Genomic DNA, 25,994 nt, shown 5'->3' on the forward strand with positions numbered 1-25,994 from the left:
CGCGAGAGCATACTACTATAACCAACGTCCATCGATTTTCACCCCGGCAAAACTGAACGGCCAGCAATCCAGATGCAGTTGATGCAACGCCCTACAGCTGAGCTCAATTACCCATAAAAAGGAGTTCATCATGAAAACTCGCGATATTTTTATTGTCAGTGCTATGCGCACAGCAATAGGTGCTTTTGGGGGCACGCTAAAAGATGTATCTCTTGCTGAATTAGCAACGATATCAGTCAAGTCGGCCATGGAGCGCGGCAAAGTAGACCCAGCATTGATCGGAAGCATAGTGATGGGCAACGTAATACCCACAGAACCGCAAGATGCTTACCTCTCACGGGTTGCGGCGATAAACGCCGGCATTCCTAAAGAGACGCCTGCGTTCAATGTTAACCGGCTCTGCGGCTCAGGCTTGCAAGCTATAATATCAGCCGCGCAAACGCTACTGTTGGGTGATGCTGAGATCGCTATCGGGGCAGGCGCCGAATCAATGAGTCGTGGACCTTATCTGCTGCCATCGGTGAGATGGGGCGCACGCATGGGCAACACTCACGCGATCGATTACATGCTGGGTATTCTGCATGATCCTTTACTAGGCATCCACATGGGTGTCACCGCTGAAAACATCGCAAAGCGAAACGGGATTACTCGAGAAATGCAAGATGCGCTTGCAATGGAAGAACAAAGTCGCGCTTCGCGCGCGATCGCTGAAGGTCGCTTCGTAGAACAGATTGCTGGAGTAGAAATCGTTAATCGCAGGGGCACACAACAATTCCTTGTTGACGAACATCCCCGTTTTACGTCACTGGAACAACTTGCTCAGATGAAGCCAGCGTTTAAGGAATTGGGTTCTGTCACTGCCGGAAACGCGTCCGGCCTCAATGACGGCGCCGCCGCATTGGTACTCGCTACGGATGCTGCTGTGTTCACTCATAGTTTGCACCCCCTCGCCAGATTGGTAGCTTACGCACACGCAGGTGTCGAACCGGAGCTGATGGGACTCGGCCCTATACCTGCCTCGCGCCTTGCTTTAAAACGAGCAGGTTTAACCGTCGCGGATATGGACGTAATCGAAGCCAACGTTGCTTTCGCTGCCCAGGCCTGTGCGGTCACCCAAGAGCTAGATCTTGATCCAAACAAAGTGAATCCCAACGGTTCTGGGATTTCACTTGGTCACCCGGTAGGGGCAACCGGCGCGATCATCGCTACCAAGGCAATCCATGAACTACATCGAATTAGTGGGCGATATGCATTGGCAACTATGTGCATTGGCGGCGGCCAAGGCATCGCCGTCATTTTTGAACGGGTCTGAGAGCGCAAAATGAATATTCACCATATCGCGGTAGTCGGCGCAGGCATCATGGGCAACGGCATTGCGCAAGTCTGCGCATTGGCGGGGATTGAAGTATCACTGATTGACATATCTGAAGAGGCGCTAGAAAAAGGATTAGCAACAATCACGGGCAACCTGGAGCGTCAATTACGCAAAGACTCGATATCTCTTTCAGACAAGCTAGCTGCCTTGGGGCGTATCACGTTAAGTACCCATTACGCCTCAATGAACCAAGCAAACTTCGTCATCGAGGCCGCGAGCGAAAACCTTGAGTTAAAAAAACGCATACTTCAGCAAATCGATGTGGCAGTAGGTGATCACTGTATAATTGCCACCAATACTTCTTCACTATCTATCACTGAACTGGCAGCAACTGTCTCACACCCCGAACAGTTTATTGGTCTGCATTTCTTTAACCCTGTCCCGGTCATGAGTCTGATTGAGGTGATACGCGGATTGCAGACTAGCGAGGCGACGCATAAAGCTGCTCTCGCGCTCTCGGATATGATAGGTAAAAGTTCAGTAACAGTCCGCAATCGCCCAGGTTTTGTGGTTAATCGCATTCTCTGCCCTATGATCAATGAAGCTATTTTCGTGCTGCAGGAGAACCTAGCCAGTGCAAAGGAGATCGACATGGGAATGCAACTGGGTTGTAATCATCCCATCGGCCCCTTAGCGTTGGCCGATCTAGTAGGCCTTGATACCTTGCTAGCGGCATTAAGAAGCCTGCATGAAGGCTTTGATGATCCTAAATACCGCCCGGCGCAGCTTCTTAAAGAGATGGTTGCGGCGGGAAATCTGGGCCGTAAAAGCGGTCGTGGCTTTTTTAATTACGATGATTGATCGCTCCGATTGTCACACGAACTTTTCGATGTCCGATTGATTTTGGGAATCTGTAAAATTCGGCGCGAGTCCAAATTCCGCAGAGCAGAGCGACAGCGGAGCGAATCGAGGAAGCAATGAGCAACCTAAAGTACAAGATCGACAACGACGAAACGCGCTTGAGCTGCATTCAGGTGATTGCGCGTGCCTGTGCCGTGATGCGCTCTTTGGGCCGAAATCCCTAGGGCTTGAGCCTGGCTGCCTTCGCACAGGAAATTTGGCTCGCGCGCTCCACCGCGCAGCGCATCGTGGCGACGCTGGAGACCGAGCAACTGGCGGTAGCCATGCGCCCCGGCAGCGGCCTTCGCCTGGTCTTGGCGCTGGCTCATCTGATGCCAAGCTGGGAGGCAGAAACTGAAATCAGGCGCGCCAAGGTACTGCGGAGAAACCGGTATGGCCAGGCAGTGCAAAGGACAGCCTATGTTTTGTATCCATGGCCTCAATCCTCTCGCTACGGTGAGGTTCTCCAACATACCTTTTGCAGCGGAGTGTAAACGCTCAATCGGCTCACCTCGTTTGAGGGGCTCCACAGACTGGCGGCTAACAGCCGATTATGTTGAAGAAGTAGCTCGCATATGGCGCCTGCGGCAAAATCAGTTCATTAGCCGGCGGTGATCACACAGCATGATGGGTGACCATGCTGAAACAGGCCATAGAGACGCCTGTCGAAAATGGATGAATTCGTTCTCATGCAGGCACCTGGGAGGGAAATTCGCGGAACGGCCAAAATCCGGACTATAAGTCCGTGGCTCATTCATCCGCAAATGCAAGATACCGCCTCAGTGGAGACCGAGGCGGATATGCATCCGCTTGCAAAGGCATTGGGCGAAATAATACGGACACAACGGAAAGCCAAAGGATTTTCCCAAGATGCCTTGGCACACTCCTGCACTGTCGATCGTAGCTATATGGGGCGTATTGAGCGCGGCGAAGTGAATATCACCGTAGAAAAGCTATATCGCATAGCCAGCGTTCTGGAATGCGAACCCCAGGACCTCTAGCCTGAAGCGCTTTCTTTCCATGAGTCGGATTCTGACCTGGGAGCAAGCGACTGAACCCAAAATAGCCGGCACTACTTGACCAGAACTTACACATTACCGATTCAAATGCGCAGCCTCTCTTGGCAAGGGCCGGCATAGCACCTACCCGGCACGCTTACCCCGCCATGAGTTTTCACTTGGATTAGAATTCGTTTCATTAAGAATGGGATCCCCGCTTGCAGGAATCACGTCAACCTCCAATAGCTTCGCCGAAGCAGACCACCTATAAATGGCCCGCATAGCTATCGCGGTAGCGACAGACATCGCCAAAGATCCAATAAAAATAAAATCATCTATCCGATTAGTTGAATTATAGTAAGCTTGCTTACGTATTTTTCGGTGATCTTGATGACGACCCAACAGACGATCGGTTTTGTCCTGCACGATGTGGCGCGGTTGATGCGCAAGCGTTTTGAGCAGCGTGCGCGCCAGACAGGCCTCACACGCTCGCAATGGCAAGTGCTGTCCATGCTGGCGCGCCATGAAGGCATTCATCAGAAAGGCCTCGCTGATCTTTTGGATATCGAGTCCATTACCCTGACGCGGCTGCTCGACAAGATGCAGGAGCGTGGCTTGATCGAACGTCGACCGCATCCAACGGATCGACGCATGACCCTGTTGTTTCTCACACAAGCGGCCCACCTGCCGTTGCAGCAGTTGCGTCAACTGGGCGAACAGACGCGCCGTGAAACCATGGTCGACTTTTCCGAGCAAGAGCATCAGCTATTGCAGCAGTTTTTGGGGCGCATGCGCGAGAACCTGCTAGAGGCCTGTGCAAGACCGGTAGAACCTGAGGAGCTCGCCAATGAACAGTAATGCCTTTCGTGAGCAGGTCGCTCAGGCTGAACTGTCACCTATTACCCCGGCTAAATCCGGACAGGCGCAACCGACTAGCCCTGCGCAAATCGTCGAGGACAATACGGTCCCACCCTCACGCCGTAAAATCCGCACAGGATTGTTTCTGCTGTTGCCCCTTGCCCTGCTGGGCTGCGCCTGGCTGTATGTGACTGGAGGCCAGGTCATCAGTACCGACAACGCCTACATTCAAGCCGACCGCGTGGGTGTTTCCACTGACGTTGCCGGTATCGTCGAGTCGGTGAAGGTCGTCGATAACCAGAGCGTCAGCAAAGGTCAGGTGCTGTTTCGCTTGCGCCCCGAGCCCTTCGAGATTGCGCTGCAAAGTGCCCAGGCCCAGTTGGCCGATGTGCGTAACCAGATCATGAATCTGAAGGCCAGTTATGCCCAGGCTCAGGCCGAGATTGCCCAGGCGCAGTCGGAAATTCCTTATTACCAGAAGAACTTGGCGCGCCTAGAGCAATTGGTCAGCGTTTCCGCAGTGTCAAAGACCCTCTACGATGATGCCCGCCACAATCTCGACACCTCCGAGCAAAAAGTTGCGGTGGCCAAGACTCAGGCGCAGACCATCCTTGCTCAGCTCGGCGGGCATATCGATTCGCCCCTGCAGTCGCAACCCGCTTACCTGCAGGCCCAGTCACGGATCGACGAAGCGGCACGCAACCTGAAAAACGCGACGGTTGTCGCGCCGTTCGATGGCATCGTCACCAATGTCGACTCCCTGGCCCCCGGTGCCTACCTGCAACCACCACAATCGGGCTTCAACCTGGTGGCCAAGGATCGTCTGTGGGTCTCGGCATCGCCCAAGGAGACCGAGTTGACCCACATGCGCGAAGGCCAGCCGGTGGAGATCAGGGTAGACAGTTATCCGGGCGTTATCTGGCATGGCCGGGTCGAGAGCATCAGCCCGGCCTCCGGATCAAGCTTCGCCTTGCTACCTGCGCAGAACACAACAGGTAACTGGGTGAAAGTGGTACAGCGCATTCCCGTGCGTATTCGTATCGACGACACTGCGGGTAAACCAGTTCTGCGTCACGGCATGAGCGTCGAAGCCGAAATCGATACCGGCCTGGCCCGTGGTTTGCCGAACTTCCTGGCCGGCAAGTCAACTCCATGAGTGACAGCGGCACGGCGATGGAGCCCTCCAACCACCGGACGATGATTACCGTCTGCGTGGTCCTGGCGGTCATGATGCAGGCGCTGGACACCACCATCGCCAACGTTGCGCTGCCTTACATGCAAGGCAGCGTCTCGGCCAGCTCCGACCAGATCAACTGGGTGCTGACTTCCTATATTGTCGCCGCTGCGATCATGACTCCGCCCTCAGCCTTTCTCGCCCGACGTTTTGGACGCAAGACCGTGTTGCTGTGCGCCATCGTTGGCTTCGTGCTGGCATCGATATTGTGCGGTATCGCCCAGTCGCTGGGGGAAATCGTCGCCTTTCGCCTGCTGCAAGGGCTCGCCGGAGCCGCATTGGTGCCGTTGTCCCAAGGCATCCTGCTGGATATCTACACACTCAAGGAGCGCGGTTCGGCCATGGCCCTGTTTGGTGTCTCGATTATGGTCGGGCCGGTGCTGGGGCCGATGCTGGGCGGCTGGCTGACTGAAAACCTGAGCTGGCGCTGGGTATTTTTCATCAACTTGCCCATCGGCCTGCTGGCCTTGGCAGGGATTGTCCGCTACGTCGCCGAAACGCCCGCAGACAAGAACTCGCGCCTGGACTGGCTGGGCTTCGGTTCGCTCAGCGTGGCGATCATGGCCACGCAATTGTTCCTCGACCGGGGCGAACAACTGGGATGGTTTTCATCTCTGGAGATTACCATCGAAGCCGTGATTGCACTCTCGTCCGCGTACGTGTTTCTGGTGCACACTTTCACTGCCAAATCACCGTTCATCAGCCTTGCGCTGTTCAAGGATCGCAACTTCAGCCTGAGCGTGGTGTTCATTTTTATCATCGGTATTACCTACCTGGCGTCGCTGGCGTTGATGACACCCTATTTGCAGCACCTGATGGGCTATCCGGTACTAACGGCCGGATTGGCCATGGGGCCGCGCGGCTTGGGCACGATGGTCACAATGTACTTCGCGGGCAACCTGATCGGTAAAGTCGACACTCGCTGGCTACTGTTGTGGGGGCTGCTGTTGTCCGCCGGTTCAATGTGGCTCATGTCCGGCTGGACGCCCCAGGTATCGATGCAGACCATCATCTATGTTGGCTTCATCCAGGGCGCTAGCCTGGGGCTGATGTTCGTGCCGCTGTCTACCCTTGCCTTCGCCACTCTGCCCACTTCGTTGCGTGCTGACGGTACCGGGCTGTACAGCCTTTCACGTAATGTCGGTTCGAGCGTAGGGATCTCTATTGTCACTGTGCTGCTGGTGCAAAACACCCAGATCAACCATGCCCAGATCGGCGCCCATATCACCGGCTTCAATCGCCTGCTGCACAATGGGCCATTCAAAGGCCTGCTGGATCCCATGACGGCGAGCGGCCGTGCGATGCTCGATGGCATGATCACCACGCAAGCGACGTGGATTGCCTACCTGGATGATTTCAAATTGCTCATGCTGCTGTCCCTCGCGGTAGTACCCCTGCTATTGATGATCAAGCCACCGGCAATAACCAGTCAAGATGATCACGGGCCTGTGCTGGAATAATGCAATCAGCAAACAATGCGAATCAGTGACTGAGACCCATAGCCCACGCTAATCCGCTGAGCGCTGCGGTGTGGCAACCTGTCCTGCTAACTGTCTGGATCGGCGAATACCCTGCGAAGGCGCATTTGAAGAAATGTATTGGAGTCCCCATGAAACTTCACCAACTCCGCGCCCTGCTTGCCATCTGCGAAAGCGGCAGCATCCAGGAGGCGTCGAGAACACTCCATATCTCTCAGCCCTCCTTGTCTCGAAGCATCAAGGAACTGGAAACCGAGCTCGGCGTGAAGCTTCTGGTGCGTTCCAACCGAGGTATTACCTTGACGGTTTTTGGAGAGCATTTACTGATCCGCGCACGATTGATTCTCGAAGAGGTACGCAGGGCCAAGGCAGAAATCGAGACACTCAAAGGATGCACCGGGGGTCATATCACGATTGGCGTATCTCCCGTCACCCCGAGTTCTCGCTTCGTCCAATGCCTAGCCCGATTTAATGCGCGCAACCCAAAAGTCACGATACGTGTTGAAGAGTTACGTCCAACCAAGCTCATCGAAGGATTACGCGAAGGTCGTTTGGATCTGGTACTGACCTCTCATGGTGGCGCAGGTCAACTGGAAGGATTTCGTGCGGTAGAGTTGTACTTGCAACCGGGTGCATTGGCAGTACGTAAAGGTCATCCTCAACGCCATTTGAACTCCCTCGCAGAGTTACGCGAGTTGCCATGGGTGCTCCCGGACGTATTCGAGGATTCACCGGTTAACACGCTGTTCCGTCAGATCGGAATCGCTCCACCTGACAACGTCATGGTCTGCTCTTCGCTCGTCATGTATCTGGAACTGGCTGCAAGCACCGACGCTGTCAGCTTCTGGTCAATGCGCCACCTGGCATCAAGCCACCTCGCTGAAAAACTTGACGTAATCAACGTTTTAGAACCGGTGCCCGCCTTCGCTTTTTCTCTGATCAGCCGGGAAGCGGAATCGCTGACTAGGGAGACCAACAGTCTGGCCGAAGACATTATTTACGAATTCCACGGCAGTCGCTCCGTCGTCTCGCTTTAGCCTTGGCGCTACATGACTACTAAAAAAGCTATGGGTATACGCAGAGACGATTACTCCTAAGGTAAATGCTTTGTCATGCTCGAAGTCATCGAATAGTCCACAAGGATAAACCAATGACTTCCCTCCCCAATCTTGTCCCCGAAATTGAAGCCCTCCAGGCAGAATTTACGCAGATTCGTCAGCACATCCATCAGCACCCGGAACTGGGCTTCGAAGAAGTCGGCACCAGTGAACTGGTGGCAGGCTACCTGCGTCAATGGGGCTACGACGTCCATGAAGGCATTGGTGGAACAGGTGTGGTTGGCGTGCTCAAACTGGGCGATGGGGCGCGCGCTATTGGATTGCGGGCGGACATGGACGCCCTACCAATCGAGGAAAACAACAACCTTCAGCACCAGAGCAAACATACTGGAAAGATGCATGCTTGCGGTCATGATGGCCACACTGCAATCTTGCTCTGCGCCGCCCGGTATTTAGCAGAAAGCAAATGCTTCAACGGCACCCTGAATCTTATTTTCCAGCCAGCCGAGGAGACGCTGGGGGGCGCGTTAAGCATGATGAATGATGGGCTGTTCGAACGCTTTCCGTGCGACGCCGTATACGCCTTGCACAATGCGCCCGGATTACCTCTAGGATTTTTTTCAGCAGCTGCCGGCACCATGGCTGCATCTGCCGATGAAGTGACTATTCGATTGGTAGGTCAGGGAGGTCATGGCGCGATGCCTCAGCTCACCAAGGATCCAGTAGTCGCGGCCGCTGAAACCATCCTGGCCTTGCAAACCATTGTCGCGCGAAACGTCCCCCCCAATGAAACGGCGGTCGTCTCTGTCGGTATGGTCTCAGCCGGCGAAGCTGCGAATGTCATTCCTGCCAATGCGACCTTGAAATTAAGTGTGCGTGCAACAACGCCTGAGGTTCGTGTGCTGCTCAAAAAACGCATAGGAGAAGTCGTTCATGGCGTCGCCATGGTCCACGACATGCAGGTGGAGTACAACTTCCGCCCTCTGGTTTCAACCATCTTCAACAGCGAGGCGGAAACCGCCCTTGCCAAGCAGGTCATCAGTGAATTGGTCGGGCCGCAAAACATCATTGCACCCGGACGCAAAGGCGGTTTGGGGAGTGAGGACTTCGCATGGATGCTTGAACGACGCCCCGGTTGTTATGTCGGGCTCGGCAATGGCACCAGTGGCCCAACCGGTTGCTCCCTGCACAATCCAGGGTATGACTTCAACGATTTGGCCATTCCTTACGGCGCCAGCTACTGGGCCAGGTTAGTGCAAGCCTACCTCGTTTAAACCTGTGCCATTTGCGATGTCCTCCGCCAACCTGACAATGAGAGAAAAACATGCCTGAAATCACCAAGGGGCGAAATGCGGTTATCGCTTTGCTGTTGGTCGTCATCATCATCAGTACATTAGATAAAACCATTTTTGCATTCGCGGGCGTGCAGGTCATCGAGGAGTTAAAGCTAACGCCGGAACAATTCGGTTTTGTCGGTAGCTCGTTTTTCTTTTTTTATTCCTTATCAGGTGTGCTGGTCGGCTTCCTCGCCAACCGTGTGGCAACACGCTGGATCCTGGTGGGTATGTCACTTGTGTGGATAGCGGCTCAACTACTGATAACCTTCAGCCACAGCCTGTTGGCGTTGGTAAGTGGCCGGGTAATGCTGGGGATAGGTACAGGACCTGCGACTGCAGTGACTCAGCACGCCTGTTTCAAGTGGTTTGCCCCTAAGGAGCGGATGCTGCCTTCTTCGTTGATTTACAGCTCCATCATGTTCGGTGGATTGGTCGGCGCGGTTACCCTCCCCTACGCTATCGAGCGTTTTGGTTGGCGCATGTCCTCCCTGAGCCTGGCTATCATTGGGTTTGTCTGGGTCATCTTATGGTTGAAATTCGGGCGCGAAGGCAATCAGCAAACTCGAAGTGAGAGTGCCCCCATTGAGGTCGAACGCAAGATTCCCTACAAAGCGCTTTTGCTCAACCGCACATTCGTTTGCATTACGTTATTGGCTTTTTTTTGTTATGTTCCCAGCGCTCTCGGGTTCAGTTGGACAGTGGTCTACCTGAAGAAAGGGCTGAATCTGGATACCCTGCAAGCAGGCTATTTCATGTTAGCTGTGACGATTCTGGCCATGGTGATGGGATTGACTATTTCTAGCCTTGCTCAACGAGCGTTAAAGCGCGGTGGCAGCCTCTTTTGGACCATGGTCGTCCCACCCCTGGCGTGCTGCGCCCTTGGCGGGGTTCTGTTTGCGCTGATCAGTATTTCTACGGGACAGCACCTGTTGATACTGTCATTGATGTTTGTCGGCACAGCGTTAGTCAACGTACTTCCCAGCTTCAGCATGACCATCACCTCGCACTTCACACCGGTACAACAGCGTGGCTCGGTATTGGCCATCCACAACGCCCTGCAGACATCGGCAGGCATGGTCGTCCCGTTCTTTGTCGGGCAGCTTATTGGGTGGAACGGAAACAGCATTTCGCTGGGCTTTGAGTGGGCGATTTCCGGATTCGGTCTCGCGACGCTGGTGTGTGCAATGGTCGGTTTGTGGGTTGTGAAACCGGAAGCGACGCGTATCGAGCTCAAAGCCTTGTCGATACCAGATCATCTGGATGGCGAGCCAAGCCAATTGATCAACGTTTAGCCTTGCCAGGAAAAACTCGCGCTACCAAAGGGTAGCGCTTATCCGTTCGGATTCAGGCCGAAGCAGCCTCATGCGTCGCCGTCAAACGATCTGCCTCGTACGCGGTCTCCTTCTCAGCTATCGCGACTTCATCACGCCCAACTCCATTGAGCAGGAAATGCGACAAGGCGGGTATCAGAATCAGCGCACCCACCGAGAACGGGTGCTGAATTGCGCAAGTCGTGGTCTTAAGAGAATAGTTTTGGCAACAGACCCAACCTTGAACGGGAAAATGTTACACTTTACTAACTGCTCAATGACATAAAACTTCGCGGCCCCAGCTTCAAAAGTATAATCATTACCCCAAAAGAACCTTGAAATTATCAATGATCTCATGGAGCGCTTTTTGAGGGATCGCCACCGCACGCTGTTAAAACAGAGTCACTGTAATCCCTCAGGTAGTTGGCCGCTCGCCGCAATTTAACTTGTCCAAAGTCAGCCTCTTTCTTAACGGCCTCAGTACGGCACCGTACTCAATATTACCATCATTATACAATCCGGAAAGAAATTCAGAATACTCCTGAAAACGCTTAAATATTTTTCTCCGAATCAGGCTCTTCGAGTTAACCATTTCCCGCGCCTTCATAAGTCTCATCCCTGATGTACTCAAGAATTCCGAGAACGGTGAGAACTTCATTCGGCAAGCTTTGCTGAACGCGCAGACAAAGTTCAGCACCCAAAAAGTCCGCGATGGATTTAGTTTTTTAAGATCTGGATCATTGATCTTGTACTAAAAGACTCTTTTTAAGGGTACGGTTCTGGCTACGGGACGCAATAAATGGTGACGAAATGGCTCGGCCGACTTGGAATACATTAATTAAACTCGAGATTGGCGCCGGACAGCATCACCAGAACGCTTAACAACTGCTAATCTCTCTACTTGGGTTCTTCTTCGGCCATTGCCAAATCTCATCTTCGGGCCTATGAAAACAACATTCAGCACACTGCCGCGATTTAGTCGTCTACTCATATAGCCGCTCTATAAAGCATTATCAAACAAACAAAACATTGAATGTGCCAAAATAGCTCATAGAGATACCTCCATTTAGGTTTCAGGCCAAACCTGCCCTGGAATTCCGGAAGATCTTGACTTTCTATAACGCGCGCCCTAAAGCCAAAGCTGTGAGCAACATGGTTGTATTTGAAAGCACATAAGGCTCCAGTATCGGAAATAGTAACGCTCTTTGGCCCTCTACGCATATTGCTCGCCAGGCTAGCTGCCAATTGCGAGGAAGACGCCGCACGAGCAGCGTTCGCGGAACTGCTTAATGAGCAGCCAACCAATGCAGATGAAGAACCGACCTTCCGCGACTTCCTAATACGCGAGTTTCGATTCTATGAACGGCTTGGCAAGATGAGCGAAAACAGACTCTGCAGCTATTCTTGAGTATCTTGATGGACCTCGCCGCTCGTACAAGTCGAACCAACGACATCTAACGGCACCATCCAGAACGCATGGTCAGTATGCGCGCCGAGCTTGTTCGAATGGGCAAGGCCATCCTGGATCACGATGAGGAGCTGGCTTTGTTGTACGCTACCCGCCACGCCAGTATGGGTGCTGAGGGGCTGAAGGAGGACCAGAATATTCGATTGCTTCAACCCGCGAAAATAATCAAGAATGATAGTCCACCACGGCGAAAAAGCCGCACGCTCAGCCAATTTCACCGAAGTGACAAGGCCCCCTATGCCATTTGGGTCGTAGGTGGACGACTGGAGCGTCAGCCCCAGATGCTCATAAGACTGGGCCAGTACCAGGTCTCGGATCTACTTGCTCATCGCCAACGATCAGGCCATTGAGTCGTCTAATTTTCATTGAGTATTTTGCCGATGCGATGCAGGCGGCGCTCCTCAATGCTTGGTCTAAGACGACGTAGGCTCTGCGGAATTTCCAGACTGCACGCTCTGCCAACGTAGCATTAGTGGCTCGCGAGCAGCACCGCTACTGCAAAAGGGGCGTCAGTTAGCGAAAGACCTCGCCCAGCGACACGTTTGGCGCACTGCAGCTCAAGTGCATATTTTGAGCACAAGGGTCGATTCGGACGACTGGATTGGCTGCGTTATAGGAGTGATTAAGGTCTGAGCACCCGGCAAGCAGTTGCACAATTAGAGAGATACCAAAGAAGTGCGCGCGCATGATATTGCCCCTTATTATTCTTGTAGCTCTATACCTAAGGAATATGGACTGACGCCTAAAACACCTACTTATTTGTCGACATTAAGTAATCCTTTTAGCGACTGCAAGTGCATTTTGTCGCATGTTCGAACACTGATGCCGAGCTGCCTGCTGTAAGGCTGTAACGCTGTACCAGGTTTTTTTGGCAGACATAGAGTGAGCGAGAGGGCCAGTTGAAAGACGCCACTACCACCGACGCAAGGCACCGTTGAGTCAACGTACCTCGGCGATAGCCTTATCTTTGATGTAGGTCACCGTATGCACGCGCCTTGTCGATGGAATCGCATTCGGCAATGATTCGGAACAGCTGCGTCGCCTAGTCTGCGTGGCGACCGAGTCCGCGGTAATTCCGGCAGATGACTTAAGCTGCAATCGGCCAACCGTGCGCGGTGCGGAACAGGCCGAACAATTGCATTTCACCTCGCTTGCCATCGCGGCACAATCGAAACTCAGCTCAATTGAACTGGCTCTATCAACGCGAGCAAGGGCATCGGCATAGGCGACCGCCAAGTGTTCTTCGATTGCCTCGTCCGACAGAATCGAAGACGCGAACTCGAAAAAAAACACTGCTTCAACAACGGCGTGTGCACCGTGAACCGGTTTGAACATGCCTGTACTCATGGACAGGAAGCTCCGAATTCCAAGCGATATAGAGTGCAGGCCAAATGAAATCGATAAGGATGTAGACAAGGTTCGAATCCTTGCTATGCACCGAATTCCATTTGGCTGACTTCCTCATCTAAAGTTTGGCAGATCTGATGAAATTCAAGGGATGAATTGCGACATCGTACGTACTCGGATTCAGATTAGGGTTTCATCACATGTGAAAGGAAATTTCATGCGTAGGCTCGTGCTTGAGCGTAGGACCAGCCTTTTCACGATTGACGGAAAGCTCTAAAGGTCCCCTTTCAGGTCCCGCGAGCATTCTTTCGAGCCACAATCCATCCGGCAAGTTAAGATCGACGAGATCCTGCACCTAGGCGAAATGCATGCCGCCTTGAGCATCCCTCACTAGTAGCAGCCCCCCGGCCCCGACAGGTTTTTCTTTACCCAGGGTCAATCGCACCAGGTCCAAATAGGCCCTTGCATGTTCACGCGACAATGGATCAATTTCCGATACCGCTTGCCGAGCTGTCTGGTCAACCATATCCTCGATGCCGCCGGGCCTTCACGGTGGGGTTTCTCGGGACGTTTCTGACTCGCGATCTTTGGCTGTTCTACAGCTGCCTGGTACTGATCAACCTGGCTTATGCGGTCATCGATATCGCGGTCAAATCAGGATTTGGCAGCCTGCTTCCCGTCACTGATCGCAGCGAAGTTTTCTCGATCAAATACACGCTGAGCAATATCGGGTATGCCGTCGGCCCGTTTCTTGGCGCTGGCATGGCCAAGCTGGATATCAGCTTGCCATTCCTGTTATCTGCCGGGCTTGGAGCAGGATTTTTCTTCATCTATTTCGTTTGGGGCAATAGAAACCTAAACGCTACCGATGAAGCTCAGAAACCAGTACCGTTTCTGGCCGTTGGAAAACTGTTACTCCAGGATTATCGGTTGGTGTGTTTTACCCTTGGTGGGCTGCTCAGTGCGGTGGTCTTTGGCCAGTTCACCGCTTATCTCTCGCAGTATCTGGTGGTCACTACGACACCAGAATCCACCTACCAGATCATCAGTACCGTGGTGGCGACCAATGCGTTGATGGTGATCAGCTTGCAATACTCCATAGGCAGGAAGATCTCTCACAGACATCTGAATCTGTGGCTGGCCGCGGGACTGAGTATGTTCATGATGGGGTTGGCGGGTTTTGCCCTGTCGACCTCTATTCTGCTCTGGGTCATTTCCATAGCCATTTTCACAGTCGGCGAGATCATCGTATTCCCCGCCGAGTACATGTTCATCGACAAAATCGCTCCCGACAACCTGCGCGGCATGTATTACGGAGCACAAAACCTGTCTAACCTCGGCGCGGCACTGGGACCGGTGCTTTGCGGAGTCGTATTGGCGACTCAGCCTCCCCACTACATCTTCTACATGCTTGCGCTCTTCATTGTTGCAGGTGGAATGTGTTACTTCCTGGGAGCTTCCAATTTGGGCGCTACAACGGATATGGATCCTGATTGAAGGACAGCAATGAGAAAGACGGTGAGGAATTGAAAAATCACCTTATAAATGTCCTATATTGAGTCGCTTGCCGCCCTTCGCGACAGGCGACAATCGGCCAATAGCGGACATTTGAAATGGGCCTAAACGCGCTAGCGACCGAATGACGGCCGCCAGCGAGCCACATCATTTAACTTTCTTGATGACCGGTGGCTTCCAGCTACCATCGAGGATGGCTTGCTCACCCCAATACGCACGGATGTACAAAGAGATGTTCTCTTTCGGTGAAGGCAGCCAGTTGGTTTCCTTATCTTTCCCCGGGGATGCCGGACTGATGTAAAGCGTGAGAGAACCATCGGCATTGCGCTTCAGATCCTGGTTCTTGGTGCCTAAGGAGTAACGCTTGAGCGGGTTATCGCTGAACAGGTGATGCTGGTTATAGAGTGTCAGTGACCAAAACCCCTGTACCGGTGGCTCTTGTCCTTTTGCGAAGGTGACTTCGTAACTATGGCTACCATCGAGCTGAGCGCCGGTGCCATCAAGATCGCTGTAAAAGTACTGAGTTTCGGTTGGTCGATTGTCGAACATGTTCGACTTTGCCGTGCCGGTGCGATTGTAATAGTCCACGCCCCACTGGGCATTGTTGGCGGAGCGGTTCCAGCCATTTCCTGCCGGACGACCGTTATGCTTCCACTGGAAGAACGGCTTGATCACCTCCTGCTCGGTTTGCTTAGCCACCTCCACTATTGCTTGCTTGATCGCAGGGTCTTTAGCGGCAGCATCCATCAATTGCCGGAACTGAGCGTAAAGCGCTTCTTCGCCGGGTAGCGGAGGGACCGTTTTCAGTATTTGCGGGAACTCATCAAAGAACTTTTCGGGGACTACCCATTTGGTTTCTCCGGCACTGGCAGAGGAAGCGTTCGGGTTAGGGATGGTGGGTGACTTCTTCCAGTCAACGGTTTTCATTTTCCCGTCGAAATCGCTGAGTGGGTAAAAGACAACCTGGTTGAGCTTCTCTTGGATGGCTACACGATCTTCGGGTGTGTCGTCCATGAACACCCGTGGTATGACGTTCGCCAACGCTGTGGGACTGCGAACAATAGCTTCGACGCCTTCGGGTTTCTCACCTTTCCAATTGGGTCCGACCAATAGATAGAACCCTGGTTTGGTTTTGTACGGTTTACCCACTTCGCCGAACTGATCGGTACGCTGGTCGTACAGGGCATAGACCCAGAAGCGTTCACCGAAATCCGGCACTTGGGCAATGACGGGTTGCTCATCCAATGAGAAAAAACCCAAGCCATAAGCCACATCCTGGTTCGGGCAAGTGACGAATGTCTCCGACGGTACAATGTAATCATGCAACATCGAGACGTAACCGAAGGGTGCCACCGGCAATATGCCGCCCAAAAGACCAGGTTTAAGCGCCTTGGTAATAGTCTGGCTGCGGTTGAGCATGTTCACCATCGGCCAACCCCAGACGTAAGCCATACGCGCAATGGTCTTGGCGTACTCGGGGTGCATAGTCACATCACTGGTGGGCTGTGTGAGGCTCGCGGGACTGTTTTGAGCTTGCTCCGCAGCGTGGATCATGGGCGCACAGAAGACCAGAGCGGCCATGGCTGACGTAAGCGTTTTTAGGGCATGAGTCATCGTCGACTTCCTCGCATGGTTTGACATCGTTGCGGGGAAGAGTCGGATTTATGAGCTGGTGTGAAAGTTTTGTGTAACGTACAGCCAGCATCCGTGCTCCCCCGACCAACGCGTAGGAGTCTAGATATAGGTTTTCATATCGCAAGAAAGAGGTCTGGTGATGCCTTACCTAGTGTCCGCTATGGGTCGAACTCTGCCGGTCACGACAGGCAGAAAATGGCCGATTCTGTTGAAAAAGTAGATATCCTGCCTGGCCTCTTGCGCTATAAAATAAAGTCTGTCGGGAAGAAATGGAGTCTGTCGCAGGCCGCTGATTGCTTTGATCAGCGCCTGTTACAGACTTGAGGTATTCCATTGATGGCCACGGGGGTGAATGACCGCACGCTTTGGGCCTTTTCAAGGCTGAAGAGCTTGAAAGGTTGGGCCGCCTAACAGCTAGTGGAGATGGCGGGGCTGAGATTGCCATGGCGGTCGCTAGACTATTAATCGTCGGGCTCTGCGTAAGCTTCTGCCAGAAGGGCTTGGGCGTGACCTTCTAGGAAGTCGAAAACCTCCTCTTGGATATACCCGTTGTATTGCTTCCGCCGGCCCTTTGACACGACCCCATTCTGGTCTAAGCATTGCATTATCAGCTTGCTCAAGAGGCTGCCGCGCACGTCGTAGTTGTCATTAACCACCTTGAGCAACGTGTCGTATCGTTGCAGATACTCGGTTTCTTCCCTCAGTTCAATTTCTAATGCCCGCTTGGCCATTTCCAGCGTGAAGGCCACACATTCAGTCGCATTCCAATAGCGATAGAGGCTTGGGTCGCCGATGAAGTTAAGCGACATGTTGTCGGCATCGATCCAGCGAACGTCCCAGAATTGTCGGGCAGGTTTCGAAAAGCTCTGCAGAGCTTCAAGGTAGCGTTGCTCCTCTCGCTTCATGGCAACGGAGACAGGGAGTAACAAACCGTTCTCCAGCGCACCGCTGCAGCACAATGCCTGGTGTATCAAGAAGCGCGACAGTCGCCCATTCCCATCCATGAAGGGATGCAAGAACACGAACCCGAATGAGGCAATGCCGGCGGCCACCAGCGGGTCAAGCTCCAACGGTGCACGGTTCGCGAAGGCCATGAGTTCGAACATCAGATCCCGGCAAAGGTCTGGAGGTGGGGGAATATAGGTGACCCCTGCCGCTCCTCGAAAGGAGCTGGTCAGGTGGTTTTGTTCATGCCGGAAGGCCACCGCCCATTCAAGCGGTTGGGAAATTGCGTTGTTTTGCAGAGAGACCAAGTAGTCTTCGGTAAGCGGCTGGCGGTCATGTGCCTGGCGCAGCAACTGAACGAAACGCTCTGACTTCTGCTGGCTTGGTGCTTCCTTTTCAATCGCAAATGAGGAATCTGTCTCGCTCAGGTACGCCCAGTTGATGGCGCGATCCATCATTTCCTTAGGCAAGGAAGCAATGAACTCTTTCGAACGCCCTAGAATGTCGTATTCAAGCAGGGCTTGGATCTCAGGCGTGCGCTCTACCGTCGCGCAATATTGGAGTGTCCCCAGCCCATTGAAGTCCACGCGCCAGCGGTTGTTTCGCACCGATGGGCCAGTGATGTACCGCTCTGGATCAAAAAGGAGGACGCCGGGGCCCCGAGGCTTGTCCGTGTAGTCCAGTAAAGCGCCGGAGTAAACTTCCCAGAGGAAGCAGACTTTGCGCAGATAGCCACTGCTGGGAGATTGGGTTATGGCCTCGACAAGGAGTTGACCTTCAATGCGAGGCAGAGCCTGCGCCAAAATAGAGAGATCGACGCCCTCATGTTTGAGCGCAAAGATGATGTGGGCGAGAAAATCCCCAGCCTCCGGTGCAACCGCTTGCGGCACTGCAAGCGCGCCGCTGATCCGCTCAATGCGGGTGACGGGTTGAACGAGTGCGGGCTTCTTTACCCCGATAGCCTTCAGCCCCATCGCATTGATCAAATGGGCGTAACCCACTAGATTTCCCATTTTTTTCCCAGTCGTTGGCTAGATTTTTTTAACCGAGCCAAGATTTTCTTAAAATACGCGCCGAACACTTAGAAAATATTAACCGAAAATGGCCGCGTAACTACTATTTTTGGGCTTTCTGATTTTCGGCGCGCCGGGAATCTGTGTAGTGGTCATCGTGTGTTGTTCTGTTGGCTGAATTACGGCCCCGGACTCTCAGCGTGGCAGCCTGAAGGTCGGCTCATCAGCGAAACCATAGCCGGGGACGTGTCTTGTTTTGCGTCCTCCCAGGCCCAAGTCTCGGCTGCTCGGCTGAGCAACTTGCACAGGGTGGATGTGCACAACCTGAGTGTCGGAGCATTGGAGAAGTATTTTTAACCAATAGCTTGGCATGTCCCGTCAGACTTTATTTCTGATTAGCCCGCTGACTAGTCCCTGAAATCGCTGAGCACAATCCGACAGACTTTATTCCGCATGATCACCCGACCAGTTGTGGTATTCGCTCTTAACATTGATTGCATCTGACTTTGAGCGGCACGCGTTACAACGATGATCGGCGGAAAACGGCCAGAAGCGGTCATTCCGCCTGCCTACAAAACCAAGGTGATCGGGGTGCGGTATTTGGCCCCTTCTAGAGCTGCTGCGTACAGCCTTCGGTTCGTTCTTTCATTGCTGCATTTTAGGGTTTAGAAACGTCCAGAACAAACACATCAATTAGTCCCGCTAGCTCTGGCGGCATCGTTTTCTCGATACTGCTTTTCAGCTCCTGAGCTGTGTTGATATTTCGGTTTTTAATTCCTGCGACGTTCACATCTCGGCCAAACCAGATCACAAGATAAATGCCTTGGTGTTCAGCGTCGGGGTGAATGGAGTAGCGCGCATATAGTTGCGCCGCCGCGGCAGTGTATAAATCTCTATGCCACTGACCTTTTACCTCAGTCACAAGCAGCCGTCTTGTACCGCCAATCAATTTTGTCGCCGTGAAATCGCTGCGGTTTGCACTCTTCAGCTGGTGCTCCGGTGTAATTGCGATGCTTTGCGGCTTGAGTATTAGGCTGAGACGTTCAGCAATGATCTCGGTAGCTCGTACTTCATTCAAGTGCGTACCATCGTCGTAAAAGCGATACGCGGAGTTAAATTCACCACCATTTATTGCTTTCTGAAAATCTTGAAGTTCTTGGAGGACGAGTTGGCGCAAGCCCTCAACATTCACCACCATGTCGCGATCCAGGCGATCGACGATTTCCTGTGGCGTCGGTGGTTCGAAATTCCTCCGTGCTTTCTGACTGATTTTACCAGCACGTATGCTCTTAAAATCGTTGTGCATGTCTGTGAACTTTGGATCGGCTAGAAGTCGATCAATGACACGGACGGCGTCATCGGAGGCATCTAAATCGATTAACCATACGATTTCTGTCAAAAAGCGGTATGCATTTTCTTCGCTGGGGCTATCCGTACCCCAATGGCTTGGCAGGTCGACCTTCGGCCACTTGTCAATAAAGGCCTCTAGGACAGCCACGACTTTACTTAATATGAGCTTGGGCCAATGGGAGTGCTCGCCATAGTTAAATCGCCCAGAGCGCTCATTAAGCGAAAATATGGTGTTTTTGTCGGCTTTTAGCCAATCCCAATATGCTTCAGGAGGGTCCTCTAAGAAGTAAAAAGCGCGCACGAACCAAAACACACGCCTTTTTTCGAGGTCCTCATCGCCAGTCGGGCTGGGCCCCGCTGACATGAAAGTTGAGCAACGCTCTGCGATTATTTTTTGAAGGGCATTGCGATCACCGAACTCGGCCGCAATTTCAAAGAGCGTATCAAGCGATCCGACCACCAAATCAGGAAAACGGTTAAGCCATTCTATTGAGATTGCTGCCCGTAGGTGGCTGAAAGCCTCATCACCGCGTAACAACCAAATATCGGGATGCTGGCATCCCTTTTGTTCCAGTTGGGGCTCGACGTACTGCCGGAGAAAGGTTTCAGCACTTCCCTCGGTTGCAAAAATCAATCGGTTGATTTCATCTTTCAGCGCTTGGCGTTCTTCCTCGGACACCGCACTGTAGCCCATGTCGATATTAGTTCGCAGTGCGTTCAGTAACGGCAGATCGACATTTTCCAGGTTCCCGACGCTGCGCATGATTTCCAAGCAAGCTGCAAAAAGAACAGGTTCAGTGTATGCGGCCTGCGATGCACACTGTAATTCCGCAAGCCTGTGCAATTTAGGCACATCGGGAGCAATGAAACCCAGGCAGTTTCTGAGAGCTTTACGAACGAGCGCTTCATCACCGAACTCATGCTCAATTTTATCAGGAGAGTTAAGTGCCAAATCAGCAAAGCGCGCAAGACAACGCCAATGCCGACCACTTTCAACAAGTTCTCGGTTATCGCGCAAATACTGGATGTTTAACTTATGGATTTCATTTTGTTCTCGGTGGCGCCGTTTCATCCTCCGCCGGTGGGCAAACATGCTTTTTTGTTGGGTTTTCGAAAGTTGTGCGGCACATCTGTTGAACTTTATCCACTCGCGCATCAAAGAAGATTTCTCCAATGCCTGTTCGCGCATGTGTCGTCGCAATTTATTTGGACCTCGCGTTTCTTCACTTTGATAAAAGTGATGCATAGCGATGTGACTCGCCCACAAGGTTGGATTATCAATTTCAAATGCCAGATCGACTATAAAGTAGTAATCATTGGATTGAAAACGAAGGCCGGAGTGAGAGTGAAAATCAAATTTCTGTATTTTAGTTTCGAAAATATCGTCGCTATTGGCAAGGTTTCCAAGTGCTAGTCCCATGATCCCTTGGCGCAAACCATCGTCATCTTGGAGCACTTGAACTGCCTTGCTCTGACCTGCTGATTTCTGCTCATGAAAGATCAGATTTTCGATCCAATGCCAAACCCTTTTCGGGGCAAAAGGAGGCATTGCCAGGTCAAAATATCGATCCAGCATTAGGCCTACAATCTTGCTGATTCCAATTCGACAATCACATTCATAATGTTTTTTTTTGCATGTGCAAACAAGGTTTTTGGTTAAGTCATCAAGTAGCCACTCGATTGATATTAAATCAAGTTCGGCAACAAAGCGTCTTATGAAATAACGCGTACCGATAGTGGATTTGTAAGGTTCTTGATGACTAGGGTAAAGGTTTGAGCAGACTCGAAAGAAGCTGGAGAGGTAGGCTAAACCTAATGCTTCTGCGCCTATAGCCGTTAGGATGGTTACCGCAATTTTCAGAGAGGTATGACTGGCTTCAGAGACTAAGACTCCTAGATCGGCGCGATGGTCGTGGCCCGACAGGTCGAGTAGACATCTGCTAGCCAACAAGCGAGTGTGTTCGCTTTCGCTTGAGTTCAACACGAGTTGACGCAGTTCTTGTATCAGATGCGCAATCGCTGGTGACCCCGTCAACAGCTCAAGAATTAGATCACGCAAATGCCCATCACTGCCGCTCGCTAGCAGGGGTTTAATCTCTGTCATAACCTCTTGGGTGAAGAAGCCTGAAGCACTGAACCGGCGCCATGCATCCCCTCGGCGGAAATAGGGGTCCTTCGTTTCGACGTCTTTCAAGCCCTGTATAAGTAGACGTTTTGAGGAGTGTTCAAGTTGAGAGGGATCACCGTTCGCAAGCACCGCGTAGGGATCAAGCTCAATAGCAGCCTCTTGAATGGATCTGTCGCCTAGCGCTGCAAGCCAACCCAGTAATCCCCGGAGTTCATCTCGAACTAGGTTGTTCGGAGCGATGATAGGTAGGCATTTATGTAATGTCAGAGGATCAACTGGATCTGCAATTCGCTTTGCAAGGTAGTCTGCCGCACAGTATTCAGCAACGATCTTGTGAACAGGCCGATGCTGATCCGCACTGTCTCCAGGTTTGAAAAGCCGAGTTGCCAAGATGCCTTCAGCTGCTGTGTGTTTGTCAAAAAGTGATGCCAGCAATGGGTAGATACGATCTGCGGTTAACTCGCTCGTCCCTATTCCTTCTGCTCCGGACAGCAAAAGCTTGGCGAACACTTCGGACGACAGAGCAACCCTTTGTGTACTGGATAGCGTCTGCGCTACATTGACGTTAGCTTCCTTCGCCAACCGCTCGACCGCTTGTGAAAATATATTTCGTTTATCTGTGAAGTGCCTGCCACTTTCGATGTAGGCATCTGCGAACATCTTGAGAAATTGAGGATTAGGGAGTAACGCTCCTAAGTCGAATCGAGACACTTCCGCTTGGAACTTTGAAAATTCCTCGCCTCGAACATGATGATGAAAAATTTCCTGCTGTTCTCCCTCTTCAAACTCGCAAAGCCTAACCACTAGCGGTAAGCATCCTAAATAGTCTTCGAATGCGTTTGTGGCAGCTGTGCCCCACTCGCTGGATCGGCTCGAAATGATGACGCGTGTTGGCTTTGCTTTTCTGGCGTTAGCAAGAAGGCTGTGAATTCCCGTTTGATCGAGTTTGGCCAACTCATCAAACGCATCGATCACGAGCGGGTAATTCTCGGCATCAGCCCCCAAGTGTTTGAACTTGTTTGCGGTAACGGTAGAAGTTCCCAGCTGTCGGGCTAGGCTTCCCATAAGTTCAGTTTTTCCGCCTCCGGGCTCTGCTAAGACAACAACGTAATTTGAAGCCGCCAACAACGCTTCTTCAGTGTAAATGCTGTCTTTATTGGAGAGGCTGCGCGGAAGGTAGAAAGTTGAATTCATAGGATAAATTCTGCGTTTTGTATTGCACCTTGTTTTCGGTGCTATGTCGTTTCAGCCAGGTCAGTTTCACTGACTGTTCCTGCTGATGATAGTACGCCATTTCAATCTCAAATTGGGCTTTGCAAAAGTTCTGGCGCTCGGGTTTTTCGGTACGGTGCCAATTTCAACAAAAGCAATGCCTGATAATAGGTTCGTGGTGCTGATTGCGTTTACACTCTAAATTACCTCCAATTTAGTAGACACGTCTCAATGACCGCTTTTGGCCGACGGCGGTCGCTTGTGAAAGGCAGCCAATGGCCGATTTCTGTCAGTCGAACAGGCAGAGATGGGCCAGAAGAGGCCATCAGTCAGCACCGCGCTTCATCTAGCGAAGACATTTCGCGCATAATGAATCGCTCCCGCCACGACCAAAGTGTGATTAGCATCATGACCGAAGCCCAACGCTGGACAGTGAAATGCCAAGATCCTGCGGATGGAAGTGGCGACGTCATCATTGACTTGCCACCTGACTTACTCGCTAGCTTAGGACTGAGCATCGGCGACGTACTGACCATTGAAGTGATCGACGGTGCGATAGTTCTGACGCCGAAGTCGAGCGACTCAACTACACCCTGAATCGCGTCGGCGCGCTGGATCTGATCTTCAAACGGGCATAAGCGAACGGCACGTCTCATCAGAGGTGACAATCCGCTATATGGGGTCGTTTTCTGCCCTCATGACAGGCAAGAATCGGCCAATAGCGGTCGTTTTGACTTGTCAACATGAATCTGCCTCCATTTTTCTTTGAATATGCGGATAAAGCTTGCTCTAAGCGCATAATGGTCCCTAGACATCACTGCCACCCTCATAAAATCTACGAAAATATAAATGACATACGTAAAAGAAACGGATCGCTTTAAAGCCAAGTGTGCAGCGGGCAATACGTACACCATTATTGAAAACACCAAAGAAATAAAAGAATCAAGAGCTCTCAAATAACCATGCTTATGAAACCTCACGAAAATCTTATTTTTTATCAACAGGCGAAAAAGTCAACAAACTCGCAGAAGGCACTTACTTAATAACAAAAGCAAAAAGAATAATCACCCAAGAGAAACCAAGCTTCAAGAAGTCTTATATCGGCGACCTAAAAACCGTCTTTGACTACCTAAAAAATCAGGCATTACTCATTGCTATAGTACTTGCCATTCCAGAGATAGTACCGATTATAGCTAACGCCCACCTTGGTTCAGGGTAACACTGCTGGGCTTTTCGATTGCAACGAGCCTGGCAACGGTATTTAGTATTTATAACTTAATATGGTTTCATTACACCCTAGAGGAGAAACCTAAACAAAAAACAGTTCGCGTTCTCATCTTGGGATGTACGTTTACATTAGCCGCTGCAGCAATGGCAGTGGCAGTGGCAGCACTGAAGACAGTCAATGCGTTAATACTTCATCTGAATTGGCTTACCATTTATTGATCGTTCGTAAACGCCCATACAATCTATTGCACAAAAATACCCAGACGCTGTAATCGGACTTTGTAGTAGATAAAAAACGGTGACAGATTTATTTCTGGAGGCACGAGCTCGGAACGCACCATAACCCCCCTGAGCTTCACTTTAGGGATTCGATTCCATTGGTTCAGAGCTGGTTCAGGAGATTTGTTCCAGAAAACTCGCCCCCTATAAACACCGATCATGCTGATAGAATCAGGGCGTTTGCACCTAAAACCCTGCTGAGAACCTTCATGAACGACAAACTGACAGAAGAAGAGATGCGCCAAGCGCTGTTGGGCGGTGACGAGCCCCTTGCGCCGGCTAACGCCTGACCAGAGCAGGCTCCCCTCTCGGCAACCGTGACCATACCTCCGGCAAAGATTGCGGAGAAAAAGAAGATAGCGAAAGCATTCACGCCCCGGTTGAAAGTCACGCTGCGGGTCGGCAATGAATTTGAGCGCACGAGGTACGAAATGATCCACGAGGCGGATACGCTCAGCACGCTTCTCGCAGAACAGGAAGCAACCAAGCTGGCCATGAAGAAATTCCGCTTTGTAGAAGTGGTTTCTGTAAACCCGATGTAGCTTGGCTTTTTTAACACTCCATGTTGCGTCAGCACTCCCACCGCTACCTTGAAGTGCGTTCTTACAAGGCTAACCCTTCCGCAACCTGAATCAGTAGCTCCTCGACCATACGAGTACCCTGGGTAGTTGAGAGCAGTGCGATGGGCGGTTGCCACGCGAATCGCTGTTTAGGTTTGCTCAGCCAGCGCCGGGCTTTTTCAATGTCTCCGAACAGCGCCTCGGCCATTGCTGTCACATGTGCAAGACGGAACAAGCGATCACTCTCGCCCAAGCTTAAGCGCTGACCACGAGCCAATCGGGTGTAGAGGGTGCCAAGCGGAATAATCTGATCAAGGGCTACGGCGTCGTAGAGGTCCAAGTCGCTGAACATTTTGACTCGCTCGGCGGCGAATCCCGCGACGATAAGCGCATGGATCTCCTGCTCTGAAGCGTCGAGGGTGATCTGCAGTGACGCTTCCAGACGGCATCGATAGTTACGGTAAGCCGGTGGGGGCAGCAATTCAGCCAACATTGGTCGCCTCCGGATTGGCCATGGCCTGCTCAGCCCCCAGTGATGTTCGTGGGTTGAAAAGATGGGCGGAGCGAAAGACCCTGTCAACGGCCGAACCTGACACGATCAACTCCACCGTGAAGGAAAAGCCGCTTTGCAGGATTGCACTGGGCCACAAGCTTATCCGCCCTCGGCAGAACTTCGATGATGGACTACCGGCGATTACATCACCAATCGCCGCCTTTGTGCTTGTTGGAATGTACACCCTCAGTCTCCAAGGCCACCCGTGAACCGGAGGCGCATCGACGCTTTTTGCCTTCCATGCGTATCATTTGCAGCGGGCTGGAGCGTACCT

At 52.1% G+C, this 25,994-nt stretch carries 17 protein-coding genes and 1 pseudogene; 12 read left to right on the forward strand and 6 right to left on the reverse strand.

The window, feature by feature from the left end:
- The first annotated feature begins 130 nt into the window (after positions 1-130).
- The 9 genes from ACM110_RS00450 to ACM110_RS00490 all read left to right on the forward strand — a co-directional run bounded on the left by ACM110_RS00450 (position 131) and on the right by ACM110_RS00490 (position 10,470).
- Positions 131-1,312, forward strand: a complete 1,182-nt coding sequence (locus ACM110_RS00450) for an acetyl-CoA C-acyltransferase family protein (RefSeq protein WP_416126121.1) — start codon at positions 131-133, stop codon at positions 1,310-1,312.
- Between the two features lie 9 nt (positions 1,313-1,321).
- Positions 1,322-2,176: a 3-hydroxybutyryl-CoA dehydrogenase gene (locus ACM110_RS00455; protein ID WP_416126122.1), complete on the forward strand. Its 855-nt coding sequence runs from the start codon at positions 1,322-1,324 to the stop codon at positions 2,174-2,176.
- A gap of 839 nt (positions 2,177-3,015) precedes the next feature.
- Positions 3,016-3,216, forward strand: coding sequence for a helix-turn-helix domain-containing protein (locus ACM110_RS00460; protein WP_416126398.1), 201 nt, complete (start codon positions 3,016-3,018; stop codon positions 3,214-3,216).
- Positions 3,217-3,603: 387 nt separating this feature from the next.
- Positions 3,604-4,071 carry a MarR family winged helix-turn-helix transcriptional regulator gene (locus tag ACM110_RS00465; RefSeq protein ID WP_416126123.1) on the forward strand — a complete coding sequence of 156 codons (468 nt, stop codon included), beginning with the start codon at positions 3,604-3,606 and terminating at the stop codon, positions 4,069-4,071.
- Positions 4,061-5,227, forward strand: coding sequence for an HlyD family secretion protein (locus ACM110_RS00470; RefSeq protein ID WP_416126124.1), 1,167 nt, complete (start codon positions 4,061-4,063; stop codon positions 5,225-5,227). The genes ACM110_RS00465 and ACM110_RS00470 overlap by 11 nt, the downstream gene beginning before the upstream one ends.
- Positions 5,224-6,765 carry an MDR family MFS transporter gene (locus ACM110_RS00475; RefSeq protein ID WP_416126125.1) on the forward strand — a complete coding sequence of 514 codons (1,542 nt, stop codon included), beginning with the start codon at positions 5,224-5,226 and terminating at the stop codon, positions 6,763-6,765. The genes ACM110_RS00470 and ACM110_RS00475 overlap by 4 nt, the downstream gene beginning before the upstream one ends.
- A gap of 149 nt (positions 6,766-6,914) precedes the next feature.
- Positions 6,915-7,820, forward strand: a complete 906-nt coding sequence (locus ACM110_RS00480; protein ID WP_416126126.1) for a LysR substrate-binding domain-containing protein — start codon at positions 6,915-6,917, stop codon at positions 7,818-7,820.
- Positions 7,821-7,933: 113 nt separating this feature from the next.
- A complete protein-coding gene (locus tag ACM110_RS00485; protein WP_416126127.1) occupies positions 7,934-9,115 on the forward strand; it encodes a M20 aminoacylase family protein in 1,182 nt (393 codons plus the stop codon).
- 50 nt (positions 9,116-9,165) lie between these two features.
- Positions 9,166-10,470 (forward strand): MFS transporter, encoded by a 1,305-nt coding sequence (locus ACM110_RS00490; protein WP_416126128.1) that lies wholly within the window; start codon positions 9,166-9,168, stop codon positions 10,468-10,470.
- Between the two features lie 1,416 nt (positions 10,471-11,886).
- Here ACM110_RS00490 and ACM110_RS00495 read toward each other — a convergent pair.
- Both ACM110_RS00495 and ACM110_RS00500 read right to left on the reverse strand, forming a co-directional pair.
- Positions 11,887-12,174, reverse strand: a complete 288-nt coding sequence (locus ACM110_RS00495; RefSeq protein WP_416126129.1) for a hypothetical protein — start codon at positions 12,172-12,174, stop codon at positions 11,887-11,889.
- A 721-nt stretch (positions 12,175-12,895) separates the two neighbouring features.
- Positions 12,896-13,291, reverse strand: a complete 396-nt coding sequence (locus tag ACM110_RS00500; protein ID WP_416126130.1) for a hypothetical protein — start codon at positions 13,289-13,291, stop codon at positions 12,896-12,898.
- A gap of 492 nt (positions 13,292-13,783) precedes the next feature.
- Here ACM110_RS00500 and ACM110_RS00505 point away from each other — a divergent pair, with 492 nt between their 5' ends.
- Positions 13,784-14,800 (forward strand): MFS transporter, encoded by a 1,017-nt coding sequence (locus ACM110_RS00505; protein ID WP_416126131.1) that lies wholly within the window; start codon positions 13,784-13,786, stop codon positions 14,798-14,800.
- 165 nt (positions 14,801-14,965) lie between these two features.
- On the opposite strand, the gene ACM110_RS00510 is transcribed toward ACM110_RS00505, so the two are convergent.
- From ACM110_RS00510 to ACM110_RS00520, 3 genes are all read right to left on the reverse strand, one after another.
- Positions 14,966-16,432 (reverse strand): DUF1254 domain-containing protein, encoded by a 1,467-nt coding sequence (locus ACM110_RS00510; RefSeq protein WP_416126132.1) that lies wholly within the window; start codon positions 16,430-16,432, stop codon positions 14,966-14,968.
- A 482-nt stretch (positions 16,433-16,914) separates the two neighbouring features.
- On the reverse strand, positions 16,915-18,411 hold the full coding sequence (locus ACM110_RS00515; protein ID WP_416126133.1) for a Fic family protein: 1,497 nt from the start codon (positions 18,409-18,411) through the stop codon (positions 16,915-16,917).
- 658 nt (positions 18,412-19,069) lie between these two features.
- Positions 19,070-23,083 carry an NACHT domain-containing protein gene (locus ACM110_RS00520; protein WP_416126134.1) on the reverse strand — a complete coding sequence of 1,338 codons (4,014 nt, stop codon included), beginning with the start codon at positions 23,081-23,083 and terminating at the stop codon, positions 19,070-19,072.
- Positions 23,084-23,509: 426 nt separating this feature from the next.
- Here ACM110_RS00520 and ACM110_RS00525 point away from each other — a divergent pair, with 426 nt between their 5' ends.
- Positions 23,510-23,698, forward strand: a complete 189-nt coding sequence (locus ACM110_RS00525) for an AbrB/MazE/SpoVT family DNA-binding domain-containing protein (RefSeq protein ID WP_416126135.1) — start codon at positions 23,510-23,512, stop codon at positions 23,696-23,698.
- Between the two features lie 1,118 nt (positions 23,699-24,816).
- A pseudogene (locus ACM110_RS00530) lies at positions 24,817-25,149 on the forward strand (hypothetical protein).
- A gap of 61 nt (positions 25,150-25,210) precedes the next feature.
- On the opposite strand, the gene ACM110_RS00535 reads toward ACM110_RS00530, so the two are convergent.
- Positions 25,211-25,660, reverse strand: coding sequence for an antitoxin Xre/MbcA/ParS toxin-binding domain-containing protein (locus ACM110_RS00535; protein ID WP_416126136.1), 450 nt, complete (start codon positions 25,658-25,660; stop codon positions 25,211-25,213).
- Between the last annotated feature and the right edge of the window lie 334 nt (positions 25,661-25,994).

Source organism: Pseudomonas sp. NFX98 (assembly GCF_047784845.1).
GTDB lineage: Bacteria > Pseudomonadota > Gammaproteobacteria > Pseudomonadales > Pseudomonadaceae > Aquipseudomonas.